The organism is Clostridium sp. BNL1100, assembly GCF_000244875.1.
In the GTDB taxonomy this organism is placed as follows: Bacteria; Bacillota; Clostridia; order Acetivibrionales; family DSM-1351; genus Ruminiclostridium.
In genome coordinates this window covers 660814-677872 of the sequence record NC_016791.1, presented here as the reverse complement: position 1 = coordinate 677872, position 17059 = coordinate 660814, and the positions used below count along the sequence as shown (strand labels likewise).

Annotated in this window: 11 protein-coding genes and 2 pseudogenes; 1 reads left to right on the top strand and 12 read right to left on the bottom strand. The window is 35.4% G+C overall.

What is annotated here, in order from left to right; translation table 11 throughout:
- Positions 1 to 36 precede the first annotated feature (36 nt).
- From CLO1100_RS02975 to CLO1100_RS02950, 6 genes are all read right to left on the bottom strand, one after another.
- Positions 37 to 417 (bottom strand): RidA family protein, encoded by a 381-nt coding sequence (locus CLO1100_RS02975; protein ID WP_014312273.1) that lies wholly within the window; start codon positions 415 to 417, stop codon positions 37 to 39.
- Positions 418 to 438: 21 nt separating this feature from the next.
- The gene (locus CLO1100_RS02970; RefSeq protein ID WP_014312272.1) at positions 439 to 1737 is read right to left on the bottom strand and encodes a glutamate-5-semialdehyde dehydrogenase; all 1299 of its coding nucleotides are present in this window, start codon (positions 1735 to 1737) and stop codon (positions 439 to 441) included.
- Between the two features lie 9 nt (positions 1738 to 1746).
- Positions 1747 to 3243, bottom strand: a complete 1497-nt coding sequence (glpK, locus tag CLO1100_RS02965; protein WP_014312271.1) for a glycerol kinase GlpK — start codon at positions 3241 to 3243, stop codon at positions 1747 to 1749.
- A gap of 70 nt (positions 3244 to 3313) precedes the next feature.
- On the bottom strand, positions 3314 to 3625 hold the full coding sequence (locus CLO1100_RS02960) for an AzlD domain-containing protein (RefSeq protein WP_014312270.1): 312 nt from the start codon (positions 3623 to 3625) through the stop codon (positions 3314 to 3316).
- Positions 3618 to 4364 (bottom strand): AzlC family ABC transporter permease, encoded by a 747-nt coding sequence (locus tag CLO1100_RS02955; protein WP_014312269.1) that lies wholly within the window; start codon positions 4362 to 4364, stop codon positions 3618 to 3620. Before CLO1100_RS02955 ends, CLO1100_RS02960 begins: the two co-directional genes overlap by 8 nt.
- Positions 4365 to 4619: 255 nt before the next feature.
- A complete protein-coding gene (locus tag CLO1100_RS02950) occupies positions 4620 to 5030 on the bottom strand; it encodes a hypothetical protein (RefSeq protein ID WP_050814132.1) in 411 nt (136 codons plus the stop codon).
- Positions 5031 to 5390: 360 nt separating this feature from the next.
- On the opposite strand from CLO1100_RS02950, the gene CLO1100_RS02945 reads away from it, so the two are divergent.
- Positions 5391 to 6395 (top strand): hypothetical protein, encoded by a 1005-nt coding sequence (locus CLO1100_RS02945; protein ID WP_014312268.1) that lies wholly within the window; start codon positions 5391 to 5393, stop codon positions 6393 to 6395.
- Positions 6396 to 6428: 33 nt separating this feature from the next.
- On the opposite strand, the pseudogene CLO1100_RS20160 reads toward CLO1100_RS02945, so the two are convergent.
- From CLO1100_RS20160 to CLO1100_RS02920, 6 genes and pseudogenes are all read right to left on the bottom strand, one after another.
- A pseudogene (locus CLO1100_RS20160) lies at positions 6429 to 6630 on the bottom strand (spore germination protein); the annotation flags it as partial.
- Positions 6631 to 6738: 108 nt separating this feature from the next.
- Entirely contained in the window at positions 6739 to 8097 is a 1359-nt protein-coding gene (locus CLO1100_RS02940; protein WP_014312267.1) for a hypothetical protein, read from the bottom strand.
- A 44-nt stretch (positions 8098 to 8141) separates the two neighbouring features.
- Positions 8142 to 12953: a RecQ family ATP-dependent DNA helicase gene (locus CLO1100_RS02935; protein WP_014312266.1), complete on the bottom strand. Its 4812-nt coding sequence runs from the start codon at positions 12951 to 12953 to the stop codon at positions 8142 to 8144.
- 65 nt (positions 12954 to 13018) lie between these two features.
- Positions 13019 to 13192: pseudogene (locus CLO1100_RS02930) on the bottom strand (IS66 family transposase); the annotation flags it as partial.
- A 288-nt stretch (positions 13193 to 13480) separates the two neighbouring features.
- Positions 13481 to 15403 (bottom strand): oligopeptide transporter, OPT family, encoded by a 1923-nt coding sequence (locus CLO1100_RS02925; RefSeq protein ID WP_014312264.1) that lies wholly within the window; start codon positions 15401 to 15403, stop codon positions 13481 to 13483.
- A 14-nt stretch (positions 15404 to 15417) separates the two neighbouring features.
- Positions 15418 to 16872 (bottom strand): aminoacyl-histidine dipeptidase, encoded by a 1455-nt coding sequence (locus CLO1100_RS02920; RefSeq protein ID WP_014312263.1) that lies wholly within the window; start codon positions 16870 to 16872, stop codon positions 15418 to 15420.
- Between the last annotated feature and the right edge of the window lie 187 nt (positions 16873 to 17059).

The window sequence follows — 17059 nt, the reverse complement described above, 5'->3', positions numbered from 1 at the left end:
AAAAGAAGTCACTCATTGATTTTTTTATGCTTTCATCTATAATACAGCAATACATTCTATCTCGATTAGGACATCCTTTGGAAGTCTCGCAACCTCTACGCATGACCTTGCAGGATAATTGTCCGTAAAGAATTTTTTATATACTTCGTTTATTGCTGCAAAGTCATTCATATCTTTTATGAAAACAGTAGTTTTTATAACGTTACCCAGACCTGCACCGGCTCCTTTTAGAACTTCTGCAAGGTTTTTGATTGCCTGCTCTGCCTGTTGGACTGCCCCTCCAGCAACAACATTCCCGCTGGCGGGGTGTACTGGAATCGCTCCCGAGGTATATATAACATTTCCGCATTTAACCGCTTGTGAATACGGACCTATCGCGGCAGGTGCCTTGTCAGTTGAAATAATCTCAAATGCCATTTTAATCACTCCTTTATGTCTTTATATCTCTTCAATTTGCTTATTCATTTTTACATGCTTAAAGTGTCTCTTGCTTGTGGCATAATCATCAACAACCTGCCCGTTGCCAATCAGCATGTATTTGCAACTCAACAAACCATCCAAACCTACGGGGCCTCTAGCATGAAGCTTACTTGTGCTTATTCCTACCTCGGCACCAAAACCATATTTGAAACCATCGCTAAATCTTGTAGAAGCATTCCAGAAAACATTTCCGGAATCAACAAGGTTCATAAATTTAACTGCTGTTGTTTTATCCTTTGTCACTATACTGTCAGTATGCCCTGAGCCATAAGTATTGATATGTTTTATAGCTTCATCCACACCGGAAACAATCTTTATGGATATAATGTAATCAAGGTACTCTGTTGCCCAGTCTTGGTCGCTGGCAGGTTTAACTTCTATGATTTTAGCTGTTTCTTCATCTCCGAATATTTCAACATTCTTTTTATCAAGTTCAGCCTTTAATCCCGGTAGAAATTCCTTTGCTATCGCCCTGTCAACCAATAGGGTTTCCGTAGCATTGCACACTGCAACGTACTGAGTTTTTGAATCCACTGTGATTTTCTTTGCCATTTCCAAGTCTGCACCAGAGTCCACATATACGTGGCAAATACCGTCTGCATGGCCCATTACGGGTATTCTTGAATTATCCATTATATAGCGTACAAACTCATTTGAACCCCTTGGAATTACCAGGTCAATATATTCATCCATTTTCAGCATTTCATTTACATCGTCCCTGCTTTCAAGAAGACTTATCCATCCCTTGGGCAGTCCGGCTACTACGGTAGCTTCTTCTATGACATCTGTCAGAACTCGGTTTGTTTCTTTTGCCTCGGAACCGCCTTTAAGGAGAACACAGTTTCCACTTTTAAGGCAGAGAGTTGATATCTGCACAAGTGCGTCTGGCCTTGATTCAAATATGATACCTATAACACCTATTGGACAGGTAACTTTAAACAGCTCAAGGTCATCGTCCAGCATATTTGAAAATAGAGTTTTCCCTACAGGTTCTTCTAGGACCTTGAGACTTTTAATTCCTTCAACTACATCATTTAATTTCTTTTCGTCAAATTTAAGTCTTTTAAGAAGCGGTGAAGCCAGATTCTCCTTTTCGCTTCTTTCAAGGTCATGTTGATTTGCTTCTATGATTCTTTTACTGTTTGCAAGTAGTGCATCAGCTATTTTCAATAGTGCATCGTTCTTAACTTCTCCGCTAAGTGCAGCCATTTTTACAGATGCCTCACCGGCATTTTCACATAATTGTCTTATGTCCATTTTTACCTCCTAAATATCCCATTTCATTGATTTTTCAACCGCTTTCTTCCACTTTAAGTATAGACCGTCAAAGTATTTTTTATTTCCTATAGGCACATATGTCTTGTCAAGATTCCATGCCTTTTCAATCTCTTCCTTGGATGTCCATATCCCAACTCCGAGTCCCGCCAAAAATGCAGAACCAAGTGCTGTTGTTTCCCTTATTACAGGCCTTTGGACAGGTATATCCAGTATATCTGCCTGAAACTGCATAAGAAAGTCGCTTGCGCTTGCACCTCCGTCTACCTTGAGTGCATTTAGCTCTATCCCTGAATCCAGTTCCATAGCTTTCAGTACATCCCTGCTCTGATATGCTATGGACTCCAGGGTGGCCCTAATAATATGCCTCTTGTTTGTCCCTCTGGTTATCCCCAGAATTGTACCACGGGCATACATATCCCAGTACGGCGCACCTAATCCCGTAAATGCAGGAACAACATATACTCCACCAGTGTCTGGAACTTTTTCTGCCTCAATATCACTTTCATGTGCGGTCTTTATTATGCCAAGTTCATCTCTTAACCACTGAATGGCTGCTCCGGCATTGAATACACTGCCTTCAAGTGCATATTCCACCTGATTATCGATACCCCATGCAATAGTAGTAAGAAGATTGTTTTTTGAAGGTACAAGTGACTTTCCAGTATTCATCAGAATAAAACAGCCGGTACCATACGTATTTTTTGCATCGCCCTGTTTAAAGCAGGCTTGCCCGAAAAGAGATGCATGCTGGTCTCCGGCTATTCCGGAAATAGGGATTTTTGCTCCTAGAATTTTTTCATTTGAATACGCACATACCCCGGATGATGAAACTACTTCCGGCAACATACACGCCGGTATCTCCAGTTCTTTCAGCAATTCTTCATCCCATTTTAAATCATTTATATTATATAGCATGGTTCTGGATGCATTTGAATAATCCGTGATGTGCTTTCTACCCCCGGTTAAATTCCAGATAAGCCATGAATCTATGGTTCCGGCAAGGAGCTCTCCCCTTTGAGCCTTATCCTTCGCTCCCTCAACCTGATCCAAAATCCATTTTATCTTGGTTCCCGAAAAATATGCATCTATTACCAGCCCGGTTTTGCTTTTGATTTTATCTCTCAAGCCAGCCATCTTTAAACTGTCACAAATTTCAGAACTTCTCCTGCACTGCCACACAATGGCTCTATGTAAAGGTTTTCCTGTGTTTTTGTCCCAGACAACTACGGTCTCCCTCTGGTTTGTGATACCGATGCAAGCTATTGCTTCAGGACTTATTCCGGCCATCTTTATTGCTCCAGTTATAGCAGCCATCTGGTCTCTGAATATATCTTCAGCATCATGCTCAACCCACCCGGGCTGAGGATAATACTGCTGCAACGGCACATTCTTTATTCCGGCTATATTACCGTTTAAGCTGTCAAATATTACTGCTCTGGAGCTGGTAGTCCCCTGGTCAAGGGATAAAATGTATCTCTTATGCATAAATCCCGTCCCCTTTGTATAGCACAAAGTTGCTCTATTTTTTTATTAGTTATCATTATTATATCATATTCTACGCTCTGGAAATTATCATCTCACAAACGTAAACAACGGCAATTGCACACACAGCTACCTTTAACAGACTTTTTTCAAAGTAGGCCAGTATAACTGCAACTCCAAGCCCTATGACAGCTGACAAAAGATGCCCTGTAGATGTAAGTATATCAGGAAATATCATAGCTCCCAGAACTGCATAAGGTACATATCCCAGAAATGCAGTTATAAACCGGGACTTTATTTTATTTTTGAACACAGCCATGGGAAGCACTCTTGGAATATATGTAACCAATGCCATAAGAAGTACTGCAATCAAAGTATTAGTCATTTGCCGTATCCTCCATTGGAAAAAGCTTTGCACCTATTGTACATGCAATAAATGTGGCTATGATTATTCTCCATCCCCCTGATACAGCAGAAAAGACAGGTGCCCATTTTATAAGAGAACTTATAAATATAGCACATCCTGCCACAATCAGAGCAGCTTTTGACTTCTTCGCCGCCGGAATTACAAGTGCTATAAACATTGCGTATAAAGCAATACCCATTGAATTCTGCAAAGATTCGGGCAGTATGGTACACACTATGGCACCAGCTGCGGTGCCTGCGGCCCACCCGATATAGGGCAGCACTTCAAGTCCTGTCATAAAGGAAAAAGTTATATCCTTTTTTTGCATGGCAGCTACTGTAAAGGTTTCATCGGTGATTCCGAAAGACATTATCCAACGTTTATATCCCGGTATACCCTCAACAATTTTCTGGGATAGGGACAAGGACATAAGCATGTATCTGATATTTATAACAAAGGTAGTAATCGTAATTTCAGCAAGACCCGCTCCTGCTATAATCAGGTTTGTTCCTGCAAACTGTCCCGCCGAAGTGAGGTTTGTCATTGATATTAATATGACTATCCAAACAGGTATTCCGCCCTTTACAGCCATAAGCCCGAATGTAAAGGATACGGGAAAATACCCCAAGGCTATAGGAAGGCTTTGTTTTGAACCATCAAGGAAATCCTGCAATACCGTGTGTTTGCTATGTAATACTTTCTCTTGCTTAGTTAACATTTCTAATATCCTTTTTCCATTTTCTTGTGAATTAACAACAAGTAGTATTATAACATATAATTTGATGTCTTCTCATCAAAAAACTCTTACCTAGGTATAAGGGTAAGAGTTTTAAATGCCTACTCAATCTATAGTTATGATATATTTCTTTGCTTCATCTTACTTAGTATTATTTCAAATATACCACCAAATGTAGTAAATTTTCCTTTAGCCATATCCTCTTGAGGAATAGTAATATTGAATTGACTCTTTACATCAAAGTATATGTATCTGTACATCCGCATACCCGGTAAGTTTTTCGATAGTTTGTTTCGCAATAGTATCGGAATCATCTTTATTCAGAATATTAAATACGGGTATTTTATTTTTAGTAAATTTTGTTTTCTTTTCATCTATAAACTTGTAATCCAATGAAATATAAGAACTAACATATTCCTCATTTGCTCTTAACCAATCGAATTTCATATTTGTAATGTTGAAGAAATCAACCTCAAATCCAAGCTTATATTTAAACAAATTTGTATACGTATCGAATCCCTCAAGCTTATAATCTTCATACAGCAAGCTGGCTATTACAACATCCGGAGCTACGTCCTGTGAGATTTCGAAGGCAAACAAGCCGAATTTGTTTGTAAACTTCAGCCGAATTATTTTATTTGAACTCACAAAGATTCCTACATACTTAACCTTAATGAGTTTAAATTAATTAAAAATTTACTTGTAATTATAAAAAATAGAGATTTTCTTATGGATATTTTACCTTTAAAATTATGACCTCCTTAAATGGTATGCCATAACCATAGTATATGTATTATTGTAAATTATAACATATATTGTAATTTTATTCAGATTTTGTAATAAGAATTTAAATGCTTGCAAGGGGCTTTTGCTACATTTTAATTGAATTATTGATAATTTATTATATTTTTGGTATTATTTGTATGATATATGCTCTATAAAACAACCCCACCTAGTATTACACAAGCATTTAACACGTTTAAAACTTAAAGAAGTGAGGTAATACAAATGAAATTAGAACTTAATCAGCCACCAATAAATTGTTATTTACATCATGCCTATCCGCTAACTGTCGCAATGTCTCACAAAGATTTTAATTCATGGTTTTTTAGTAATTATATACAATTGCAAGTTGATGTTAACTATTATTTTCTAAATTTCTTTACATATCCAATATGTGGAAACTCCATTTTAAGTCCATTAATAGATTACAAAATTTTAGATTTAGAATTTATATTTAAATCAAATATAAATATAATTGATTTTATAAAAAGCAGTTTAAATCTCGGTTATTATGTAATGACTTATACTGACGAGTTTTTTATACCCCATAGAGTATCATACCTGAAAAAAGTACACTTCAGACATGAGATTATGATTTATGGTTATGATTCAGATAAAAGTCTATTTAACGTAATAGGTTATAATGATGCGGGTACTTATTATCCAACATGTGTTAGTTTTTCTGAATTTGAAAACAGTTTCTTGAATTCTATAAAGAAAACCAATGATATAATTTTAATGAAAGCCAAAGATAGTACATCATATCGTCCATCATATGAATTCGACATGGAAAATGTTAGAAACCTATTATCTGACTATCTCTTATCTAAAAATACATCATTTAATTTCCGTACAATAGGAACTCCAAACAATTTAGTATATGGGATTTCAGTATATGATCAATTGATAAAATATTATGAGAATATCCTTAAAAATGATTCTGAAGAAGAAGGTGACATTAGACATTTTCATTTACTTTATGAACATAAAAAAACTATGGTGTCCCGCCTAGAATACTTTGTTGAAAATAAATACATTAATACTAATAATAATTTCATTAATATCTTTTATGAATTAGAAAATGAAGCTTTAAATAATAGAAATATCTTAATCAAATATAATATTACTAAAAACAAAAATAAAATAAATACTGTAATTGAATCTTTACATAAAATGTATGAGGACGAAAAGAAGGCAATAGGAGATTTATTAGAAGCTATAAATAAATAATCATGTCTGAGACATACCTTTAACCCCCAAGTAGATGGATATTGCCAACCCTATAACCTTAGGCATCCTTACCCCAGCTTCTCTTAATATTTTAAATGTTTCCCTCCATGAATAAGGCTTCAACAAAAGCAGGAAAGGGTACTCCTTCACGCTGAGCTGCAATTCTAATCAATAATTGGGTTGGAATCATTTCTTGATGGAATGTAGCTAGTAAGATATAACCTGTTGGGACAATAAATGTACTATTAGTGTTACAAACACTTATTTTTTTATCGCATTGGATTATTGTGGTTTAAATCGGATGTTGTCTATGATTAATTGTTTTCTTTTTCTGCAACCTCACTTAAAGTATTTTCTGATGTTTACGCATATGGATTAAAAATTTTATCAAACTTTTTGGTGTGGTGAGTTCATAGAACATTCTTGAGAAAATACCATCGTATAATAATCCGCTAGTCGCTTCATAGGTAATTTCTATTGCCTGACCTTTATATTCAAATGCCTTAATATCAGAATTACTGTTGATACGTGCAGTTTCTTTCTTTGATAAAATTTTGTATGTTATTCCATATTCACTCATCTTTTCAAGCCATTTCTCTATATCCAAACACATTAAAATTGTTTTCTCACCATTAATTATTTTTATTTTATCTTCCAAAGAAAATGGATGAAGAAATATCGGAAAAGCGGCAGGAACCCTTAATGAACTGGTAAAATTAATAATTGGAAACTCTATTTTAAGTCCCCTAACCCATGATATAAATGCCTTTACCAGCCCTAAGAGACGAATGTTATTATATACTCCTACTAAAAGACAATCATCTATTACTCGTGTTGAATAGTTTTTCTTATTTGTCTCCATAAGCATTTTAGCTATATCTTGGTCAAAACTTTCTACATTGAAAACGTCACGGGGTATTGAAATATTTACTCCTGTAGAGCTATCAATGCCTTTACCTGTATTTATTATATTGATTGTTTCCTCCATAACTCTTTGTTGCTTTAAGTACCTGTCAAATTGCTTATGGAATTTTTGATTTTCATCTTTGGTAGCTAAATATAGCATATATTCACATTGAGTTTTTGAAAATTCATCAATTATTTCTTCAATTTTTTCATTTACTTGCCCTTCTTTTAGTTCAAGAATACCAATTCTGTTTTCCTCTCTATCACATATTAATAAATCTCCAACTTGCATGAATGATGTAATATCAGATATTAACGGAAAGTGTAATTTGTTAGAGCTAAAAATTTCGTCTACCGTTTTTAAATCGTGAGTTATATTAGCACTTTTAATATCTATTTGGTTTACATTTCTGTAAAAACGCCTGATAGATGTTCCATCCATTTGAACAAGCTGCCAAGCAATAGAGTCAGCAAGCTTTCTATATATATACTCTTTTTCTTCAGTTTCACTTATTTTTTCCCTTAATTCTTTAGACAAATCCTTGTTCTTGTTATTATTGGCTTCTCTTAACCTATTTTTGAGTTTCTTTTTATTTATACTTTCCCTTTCAAGGCCTAACAATATATCTTTTTGGGCAATCATAAACCCTGTATGTACATTTTTAATAAACTCATGATATGAGCCAATATCTTTAAATTTTAAAGATTGTTTAGGACTTTTTACTCTATCGATGCCATATTGAAAAATCAAATATATTATATGCTTTATCTCTTTTATAAATTTCTCGTCAAACATCTATATTCACCTCAAATATAATGTATTTATCAAGCTCTTCTGACTTACAAATCCTCTTCTCTTTCAAAATAAAGTTCAGGTAGAATAATCCTGATTTCACAATCAAGGGTTTCTTTCTTCCAATATATTATAAATCTAATTTTCGCTGCTTTAGGTAAATAGTTTTTTTGCTTTATTGACTTAATCTGATTGATAAATTGTTTAGAAAACCTTAAAACTGCTTGTCCTCTTGAATTGCGGCAGCAATCTTCATCAACGGCAAGTATATCTCCACTATTAAGCTCAGAAATCAGGTTTTGGCAAGACATAAAGAAATCTAGCCATACATCCCTGAAAGTTAATTGCATTGCAAATTGGCCGGGCGGTTGATACTCACCAAAATCTTCAATAATATGAAGTCCTTCAGCCTTTATAGAATCCAAATAATTACCATTATAATGAACGGTTAGATTGCGTTTTGCCCTTGTCATAGCAACATACAACTGCCTTACAGCTTCATCAGTTCCAATATTAAATCGGTCTAGCATCAAAAAAACATTATCAAATTCACGGCCTTTAGCCTTGTGAATAGTTGAAACAAATATTTTTTCCATATTTTCGCTAAAGAAATCTTCAAGCTTTGATTCACGAATAAAAATCTCGAGATCCGATTTATATTTATTTCTAGGATTTACAGCCTCAAAATCTTTGATGAGATTAACACAGGTTTCTAAATTGGGGTTGTTTGGAAATTGTTCTATTAGTCTTCTCTTTGCCCCTGCCCAAACATCATCACTTATCATATAAATATCATCATACAAATTAAGCTGACTTAAAAAAAATCTAACTTCCAGAAGGTTATACAAATTGAAACCATCATTTGACTGTATTAATTTTGCCTGTATCCCATTTTTCACAAGCAGGCCTGCAATATGCAGTGCTTCTTCGTTCATCTTAGTTAAAACACAAGTACTTCCTACAAGCCCTTCTCTCAGAATATTATTTACAAGAGGTGTAATAAGATTACAGCTCCGGTATTTAACAAGCTTTATTTTGCCCATATCCTTTTGAACTGCAATAATAGGTGTGTTCTTTAATCTATTCGGAATTCTTTTTACAAATTGATTTGAAAAATGAACAAGGTTGGATTTACTTCTGTGATTTTCTACCAGTTCATACAACATAGCATTTTTTTCATTTATCAGTATTTTCAGATATTTAGAACTTGCACCTCTGAATTCATAAATATTCTGGTCATCATCCCCAACAGCAATTACTCGCATTTCTTCATTATACTCCATTAAAGCGCTTATTAACTCAAACTCATTGGCATCCATATCCTGTGCTTCATCTATTACCAGAACAGTTTTTGTAATTCTGCCTGCTTCAACGTCTCCACTTTTGATTCTCCTAATAGTCTCTTGGATCACTTCTTCCGATTTTTCCAAGGTTCCTACCCTTCCCAGCAAATCAAAACAATAAGAATGAAATGTTTTGATTTCTATGAAGTTGGCTGCATTACCAATGAGCTTAAGCAAACGTATCTTAAATTCGGTAGCGGCTGACCTTGAAAAAGTCACCATTAGCAATTGTTCATGCTTTACATCCTCCATCAGCAATAATGATGCCAGCTTATGAACCAGAATTCTTGTTTTACCGCTTCCCGGCCCTGCCGCCACTACAATATATCTTGATTCATTATCATTAATAATCTTTAATTGAGTTGGAGACAGTTCTCCAAAAAGTTGCTTGAACTTGGCAGGTGTAATATTTCTTCTTATATCATTCTGTTGGCTGCCATTAAAATATTTATTCAAAAAAGATATGTAATTCAGATGGAAATAGTCGTCTACAAATTGCAGCGCAGCTTTGTAATCACTTATCATTTTCCGAGCATATTCCCCTACAATGTGAATTTGCTGTACTTTATTCTGGTAAAACTGATTAAGTTTCTGATAATCCTCTATCTTGTAGCGCTTCTTATTATCCTTTTCGAGACGTTCAATTGTAAGAGCATTATAAACCACCATAAAGCCACCCTCGATTTTTAATGCCTCAATTTTTGATAAATAAAAGAGTGCATCTTCAATATCATCAACAGTAACTTTTGTATTAAAAAGCAGCAATCTGCCTTCAAATTCTTCTTTTAATTCTAAAATGGAAAATTCAACTAAAATTTCATCTCTATTTAATTCTTCAGTTGCTGCGGAAGTAATGCTTTTATCATAAAGATACTCCACAATAAATTGCGCCAATTCATATCGCTTTGTTAATTTTTCTTCAAACCATTCCTTGGACTGAAGGGAAAGGACTGCTATATGGTTTTTTGAGTATTCCACAGTTTGTCTTTTAATCCAGTTTTTAATAGCCCAGAAATTAAATACGGTCTTTATCCTATTTGGAGTCACATCATTGAAACCACTTCGTTCTGCCTGTTCATTCAATTCTTTTATATGTAATATTTTTTCTTCATTTTCCAGAATAGTTAGCAAAAAGCCTTCAAGGCTACGAAAAGATTTCAAAATAGCTAGTGATCGGTTTTTACTTTCCTTTCTCTTAATAAAGGCGGATAGATCTTTTGTATCGGCCAATATCTTTTCTTCCCTGAGAAGACTAATAATCTGTATAACTTCCTCTTTTACAATCCCCAAATAATCCGAGATGTAGTCTATTCTCGCTTCACCGTCTTCATCCGTTGTGTGTCTTCTGCTCTTACTGGAAAAAAGCTTTTTTATAATGCGAGTTGCATTCATCTTTTGCTTTTCAGTGAACCGGCCGGAATTATTTATCTTGGCAATAGCCTCCATAGCATTCTTAGAGAGGATACTGTTTGCATATATCCTTGGCATATTCTGGCCCCGTTTGAGATAGCCAGAGTCTTCTAATGCTGCAATTGCAGTAGTTACACGGGTTTCTATCTCCTTGATATTATCATCCCAACCTGCCTTTCGTGCAATCTCCAAAGCAGATTGAGATACCCTTGATCTAAATCTGGTAATATCTTTAATTGCCTTCCATACCTGCTGTATCTCCTGAATACTAAGTTTGGTTTGATTAAGAAGAATGAAATGCTTACTCAAGTCTTCATCATTGAATAAGACAAAACAATCTGCCGAAACAGACTCATCCCTTCCTGCCCTTCCCGCTTCCTGTATATAGTTTTCAAGAGAATCGGATATTTCGTAATGAATAACCATGCCCACATCTTTTTTGTCTACTCCCATTCCAAAAGCAGATGTTGCAACCATGATTTGAACCTCTCCCCTAATAAATGCATCCTGATTTTCAGACTTTTCCTGCTTGTCCATTTTGCCGTGATAGGGCTTTGCCTGATAACCGTCTTGAACCAGTCTTTGAGCCAGGGAGTATGCTTTTCTGGTACGTGATACATAAACGATTGTAGGGCAGTTTTTTTCTTCAATCAGATCTCGTACTGTATTGTATTTTTCTTCTTCACTCTCTTTCTGAAATACCTTATAGCGCAGATTACTTCTTGATGCATTTGAGCTGAAAATCTCCATGTCCAGCGATAACTTTTCTTTAAAATACTCACGAATATCCTCTATAACCTTTTGCTTTGCAGTAGCTGTGAAGCAGGAAACAGGTATTCCTTCTTCCATATTTTTCCTTTCCTGTAATGTCTTTATAAAGTCCCCGATATATAAGTAATCAACTCTGAAATCCTGTCCCCAGGATGAAAAACAGTGTGCCTCATCTATTACAAAACGGACAACATTTCTTCCCAGAAGTATCCGTTCTATTGTCTTTGATCGTAGAGATTCAGGAGAAATATATAGTATAGAGGCAGACCCGTTTTCGACTCTTTCAAAAGACTTTGCTCTTTCAATTGGGTCAAGCAAGCCATTTATAGTAACGGCTTCTGTGATACCCGCTTTTTCCAGATTATCAACCTGATCTTTCATTAATGACTGCAAAGGAGAAATAACTACAGTCAGACCTTTTAAATTCCTTCCGCTCATTAATGCCGGTACTTGGAAAGTAATTGACTTTCCTCCACCAGTTGGAAACACTGCCAAGAGAGACTTATTGGAAATAGCGGCCTTGACAGCTTTCTCCTGTAATGGTTCTCCACCGTAGGTTCTGTATGAATCAAAGCCAAAGAAGCGCTTCAGACCTTTATGAATATCAAGCGCTTGATCACAATATGAGCATCCCCTCAAACACGGATTGCTTCTCAGTAAAAACATTACTTTTTCAACAGCAGGAAAATTCTTAAGCACCCATGGCGGTGTGATGGAGTATCTGCTTTTTGTATTAATAAGTCCCAAGCTATAGGCAAGTTCTATGGGGTATTCTGTAATAATCTCTAAAAGATTAGCCTCTTCACATATTTGAGAATTAAACTTTTCACGAATCATATTTTCTATATCTATAGTATTTTCGTTGTATTCAAGAAAATGAAAGAAAGACCCGAACTCCTTCTTGTCTTTCAATAAGCTGTAATATATTTTCTTCAGCAGCTTGTCCATTTGGTGAAAGGCTGTAACCTCATCAAAAAAAAGATCTCTGGCTTTTATTGAATCATTCAATGGATTATTGGTATCTTCTGTCTGTAGCTTATCGTCCTTAAGCAAAGCGTGGTAAGGCTTTGTCGGAAACAGCAGAGGGGATAAATATAAAGTATCTATAAAATTCAGGTCCTCTAGGTCTTCTTCAATAATAGTATTTTTTATATACTTCAAGTCATGATATAGAATATTATGACCGCAAACATATTGAGACCCTTGTATGAATTTTTTGAATTCTGATACCGAATTTGAGTGGAATGAGCTGCCGTCGACCTTAATACTTCCGATATCAAGAATTTTACCACTGTTAGGCTCAATCTCTGTATCTATAAAAGTTATGACTTTCATGCGCATCCCTCCCTTCTAACCAAGCCAAATAAAATTTGCCTTTTGGAAGGGTGTCTATAAAGTTTCTCCGGTTCATCGAACAAAGACATTTGATTCAAGGTAAGAACCCATATTTTTTCTAACCTTCTGTCGAGGAACTTCCTGGTGAGATAATCAATGGTTTCATGAAGACGTTTATTCTCCTGCTTAAGTTCTAATATTTGATTTTCAATTGTTTCTATCTGCTCTGCCTCGCTCATTTAATCACTGTTCCTAATAGTATTTTAGTAAATATTATACCATGAAAATGCCACATAATCCAGTAATTGTAAGAGCTTTAGACCTTTTATCTTCAGACGCAGCCTCTAATATTATCTTCTTAATGCCTTGGGTTAATCTATTGCAACCTTTCTAAAAGCCATCGGGAATTCTTGTGCGAATTAACCGGACAGCGTCTGCACTTATGGGCCATTGGAAGCTTCTATCCATTCTTCTTTCCCTCATACCTGATTTATCTTTGTGGACAATTGCACAAAAATCTGATGCCGCTATTTCTCAGCATTTTCCACCTTAGCTTTTAGAATAGGTAGTATTGTAGCTAATACCAGTACTATCAATATTATAAATGCCATTCCGTTAGAAGCAACAAATCCACTTGGACCAGCTCCCTTTATAACTCCTGTAACTTGCAGTATTATGCCTATCAGTCCTATTATAGACCCTCCGGCAACAAGTCCGGAAGACAAGCTTATACCATTTGAAACCCTTGCATCTTTTTCTTGTTCAGATTTACTAGCTTTTTCAACAAAAAATCTAACTAATGCACCTATTAAAATTATAGAGGTTGTAGATATTGGCAAATAGAAACCAATTGCTACTGTCATTACAGAAAGCCTCAACAAGAATAAAACAACTCCCATAACAGCACCAGCTATAACCATAACCCATGGTAATTTACCTGACATTATACCAGCTGTCAAGGTTGCCATTAAATTAGCTTGAGGTAGTGCAAAAGCAACGTTATCACCGGTCATTACTAATTGGTTGGAAAGTAATAATATAGTTCCAATAACTACAGCAGTACCAACTACACCAGCTATAGTAAAGTATTTCTGCATTTCATTTTTACTGCCGCCAATTAAAAAAGTAACTTTTTGTGATTGGGTATAACCTCCAGCCATGGCTATAGCGGTAACTATGAATGTACCAAATAAAAGTAAGGACTTGTTATTCTCAGTATTTTTCCATCCCAATATAACGAATAGTAATGTTACAATAACTATAGAAGCTATGGTCATACCGGATACAGGTAGGTTAGAAGTTCCTATGGTACCTGTTAAACGACCCGCAACTATGACAAATAGTAATGATAAGAATAATGACAAAATAGATGCCGTTATTGCCATTAATATATTACCTCTTGAAATTACAAAACCACCTATAAATCCAACTATAATACCACCTATTAATATCAAACTTTCAATAGATGAAGACTCACCGCTTTTAGAATTCTTGGCATTAAGAGTTTCTTTTATAGATGATATTATGGTAGGTATAAGTTTTAAAGCCCCTATTAAACCACCTGAAAGCATCATACCTGCACCCATGTATTTTACATAACTACCTGCGATATGCTTAACTTGCATGCTGTTAATAGCAACGTCAGGGTTATTCCATACATTTGCACCTTGTTTTCCAAGCTCAGCGAAATAACCGATTAAAGGTGTAATACCGAAATTAGATAATATTGAGCCTGCAAACATAGCTACCGAAACTTCCATCCCAACAATAAATCCTATTCCTAATAATAGAGGGTTTACTTCTATTTCAAATTTCCACTTGTAGAAGGCTTCATTTACATAGCTAATAACGTTGTTGGCTACATTCAAAAATGAACTGGTTATAACAATTATTATTCCGCCAATACCGAATCCAATGCCCATAAACTTCATTGATTCCCCGGCACCTTCTGAGGCTACAAGAGTTTCAGATATAGCCGTTGACTCCGGATACATTAATTTACCGTGTTCTTCAACAATTAAGTAATTATGAACAAGAGCAGCTATTCCTACACCAAATAACACTCCTCCCGCACTAACAATAAACCCCTCCAGGAATGTAATTTTAAAGCCTATTAAAAGAACTGCGGGTAAAACAAATATAACACCACTAGCGACAGATTCCCCACCACTTGACATTCCTTGAACTAAGTTTTTTCCAAGAATACCTTTATGCTTGGCGAAGACTGCTATAAACGCTGAACCTATTATAGAACCGGGTATACCGGCAGCAACTGTAAGTCCGGATTTCATCCCTGAATAGGCAGTAGATGCCGTGAATAAAACAGCTAAAATAATACCGATTATTAATACAGAAATATTCCCACCTGATTTAGAACCATCTGAAACATACGGCACATAGTCTTTACCATTTACGCCACCATAAGCATCTTTTGATAACTTTTTATCCATAGTATATACCTCTATTATTTTATATTCTTTAGTACTTCCAATAAGAATTCCCACGTCCTCTGAACCGAAGAAATACTCATGTGCTCATCGGGAGTGTGAACGTCATACAGATTTGGCCCAAATGAAATCACATCAAGTTTCTCAAATTTTTCAGCAAACAGTCCGCACTCAAGGCCAGCATGTATTGCAGTTATTTGAGGCTCCTTTTTGTACATTTTTTCATATACTTCTTCGAAAACTGTTCTTATTTTGGAATCAGGATTATATGCCCATTCAGGGTAATCTGATTCCGTAACAACACTTCCACCGTTTAGTTCTGCGGTTACAATAAGTCTATTAGTTAATTCATTCTTTAAACTTCGAACTGAACTTCTGATTGAGCTTACGAATTCTATACAATCTTTTGAAGTCGTAATTACTCCAAGGTTCAAGGAGCTTTCAACTAAGCCCTTAATATCCATGCTCATGGAAGTAACTCCATTTATCAGCAGGTATAAATAATTAACTGCATTAATAGTTGATTCTTTTGAAAGCATTTCTTTGGGTTGAGATAAAACTTCAAATTCCACTCTTATATCAGGGTCTGGTGTTCTCAATTCAGTTTTAAACATTTTCCCACATTCAGATATTTTTTTCTCAACTAAGGCTTTATCATCAGCTCTTACTAAAATAACAGCATCTGTCTCACGTGGAATTGCATTATGTTTTGAACCTCCATTTAATGAACTAAGTCTAAAATCTACTTTAGATAAAATAGACATAAGTATACGACCCATTAGTTTATTGGAGTTTCCTCTTTCTTTATCTATCTCCATTCCGGAGTGTCCACCCTTTAGGCCCCTAATTTTTATCATATACGGAACAAGGTTTGCATCTGCTGCTTCCCAAACTGCGGGAATTGATGTTTTGGCTGTACGTCCACCGGCACAGCTCACTAATAGAGTACCCTCTTCTTCTGAATCTATGTTAATAAGTATTCTTCCTTTTATATTTTCAGGTTCCAATGCCATGGCTCCATCCATTCCTGTTTCTTCGGAAGTGGTAACAAGTAATTCTATAGGTGGATGTTGATATTCATTAGAAGCCAAAATTGCTAATCCCATGGCAACCGCAATTCCATTATCCCCCCCTAAAGTTGTGTCCGTTGCATATATCATGTCATCAATTATTCTTAACTTTAGTGGTTCCTTTGCAAAATCATGCTCTATATCTTTATTCTTTTCACATACCATATCCATATGACCTTGCAAAACGACAGCAGGGCTGTTCTCGAATCCTGGTGTTGCTTTCTTTCTTAGAACAACATTTAATGCAGAGTCCTGAACATATTCCAACTGATGCTCTTTTGCGAAGGATACCAAATAATCGCTAACCTCTTTTTCATTTCCTGATCCCCTTGGAATCTGCGTAAGCTTTTCAAAGTATTTAAATACCTCAATAGGTTGTAAGTTTCTAAGTATTTCTGTCATTATAATTACCTCACATTTCTTATTTTGAATATTCGCCAAAGAATTCTACATCATTATTATACTAATTAACCAATAAAATTAAACTTTAAGTCTTAAAATATACGCAGTATTCTTTCCATGTATGGCATAAATAACTCTTTATTTTCAGATTTAGTACTTTGGTATATTTTCTGGAGGTTTACAATAT

What these genes read in the sequence shown, in the direction of transcription:
- CLO1100_RS02975 (WP_014312273.1), bottom strand. Translation starts at nt 417, where the DNA reads ATGGCATTTGAGATTATTTCAACTGACAAGGCACCTGCCGCGATAGGT.
- CLO1100_RS02970 (WP_014312272.1), bottom strand. Translation starts at nt 1,737, where the DNA reads ATGGACATAAGACAATTATGTGAAAATGCCGGTGAGGCATCTGTAAAA.
- glpK (WP_014312271.1), bottom strand. Translation starts at nt 3,243, where the DNA reads ATGCATAAGAGATACATTTTATCCCTTGACCAGGGGACTACCAGCTCC.
- CLO1100_RS02960 (WP_014312270.1), bottom strand. Translation starts at nt 3,625, where the DNA reads ATGACTAATACTTTGATTGCAGTACTTCTTATGGCATTGGTTACATAT.
- CLO1100_RS02955 (WP_014312269.1), bottom strand. Translation starts at nt 4,364, where the DNA reads ATGTTAACTAAGCAAGAGAAAGTATTACATAGCAAACACACGGTATTG.
- CLO1100_RS02945 (WP_014312268.1), top strand. Translation starts at nt 5,391, where the DNA reads ATGAAATTAGAACTTAATCAGCCACCAATAAATTGTTATTTACATCAT.
- CLO1100_RS02940 (WP_014312267.1), bottom strand. Translation starts at nt 8,097, where the DNA reads ATGTTTGACGAGAAATTTATAAAAGAGATAAAGCATATAATATATTTG.
- CLO1100_RS02935 (WP_014312266.1), bottom strand. Translation starts at nt 12,953, where the DNA reads ATGAAAGTCATAACTTTTATAGATACAGAGATTGAGCCTAACAGTGGT.
- CLO1100_RS02925 (WP_014312264.1), bottom strand. Translation starts at nt 15,403, where the DNA reads ATGGATAAAAAGTTATCAAAAGATGCTTATGGTGGCGTAAATGGTAAA.
- CLO1100_RS02920 (WP_014312263.1), bottom strand. Translation starts at nt 16,872, where the DNA reads ATGACAGAAATACTTAGAAACTTACAACCTATTGAGGTATTTAAATAC.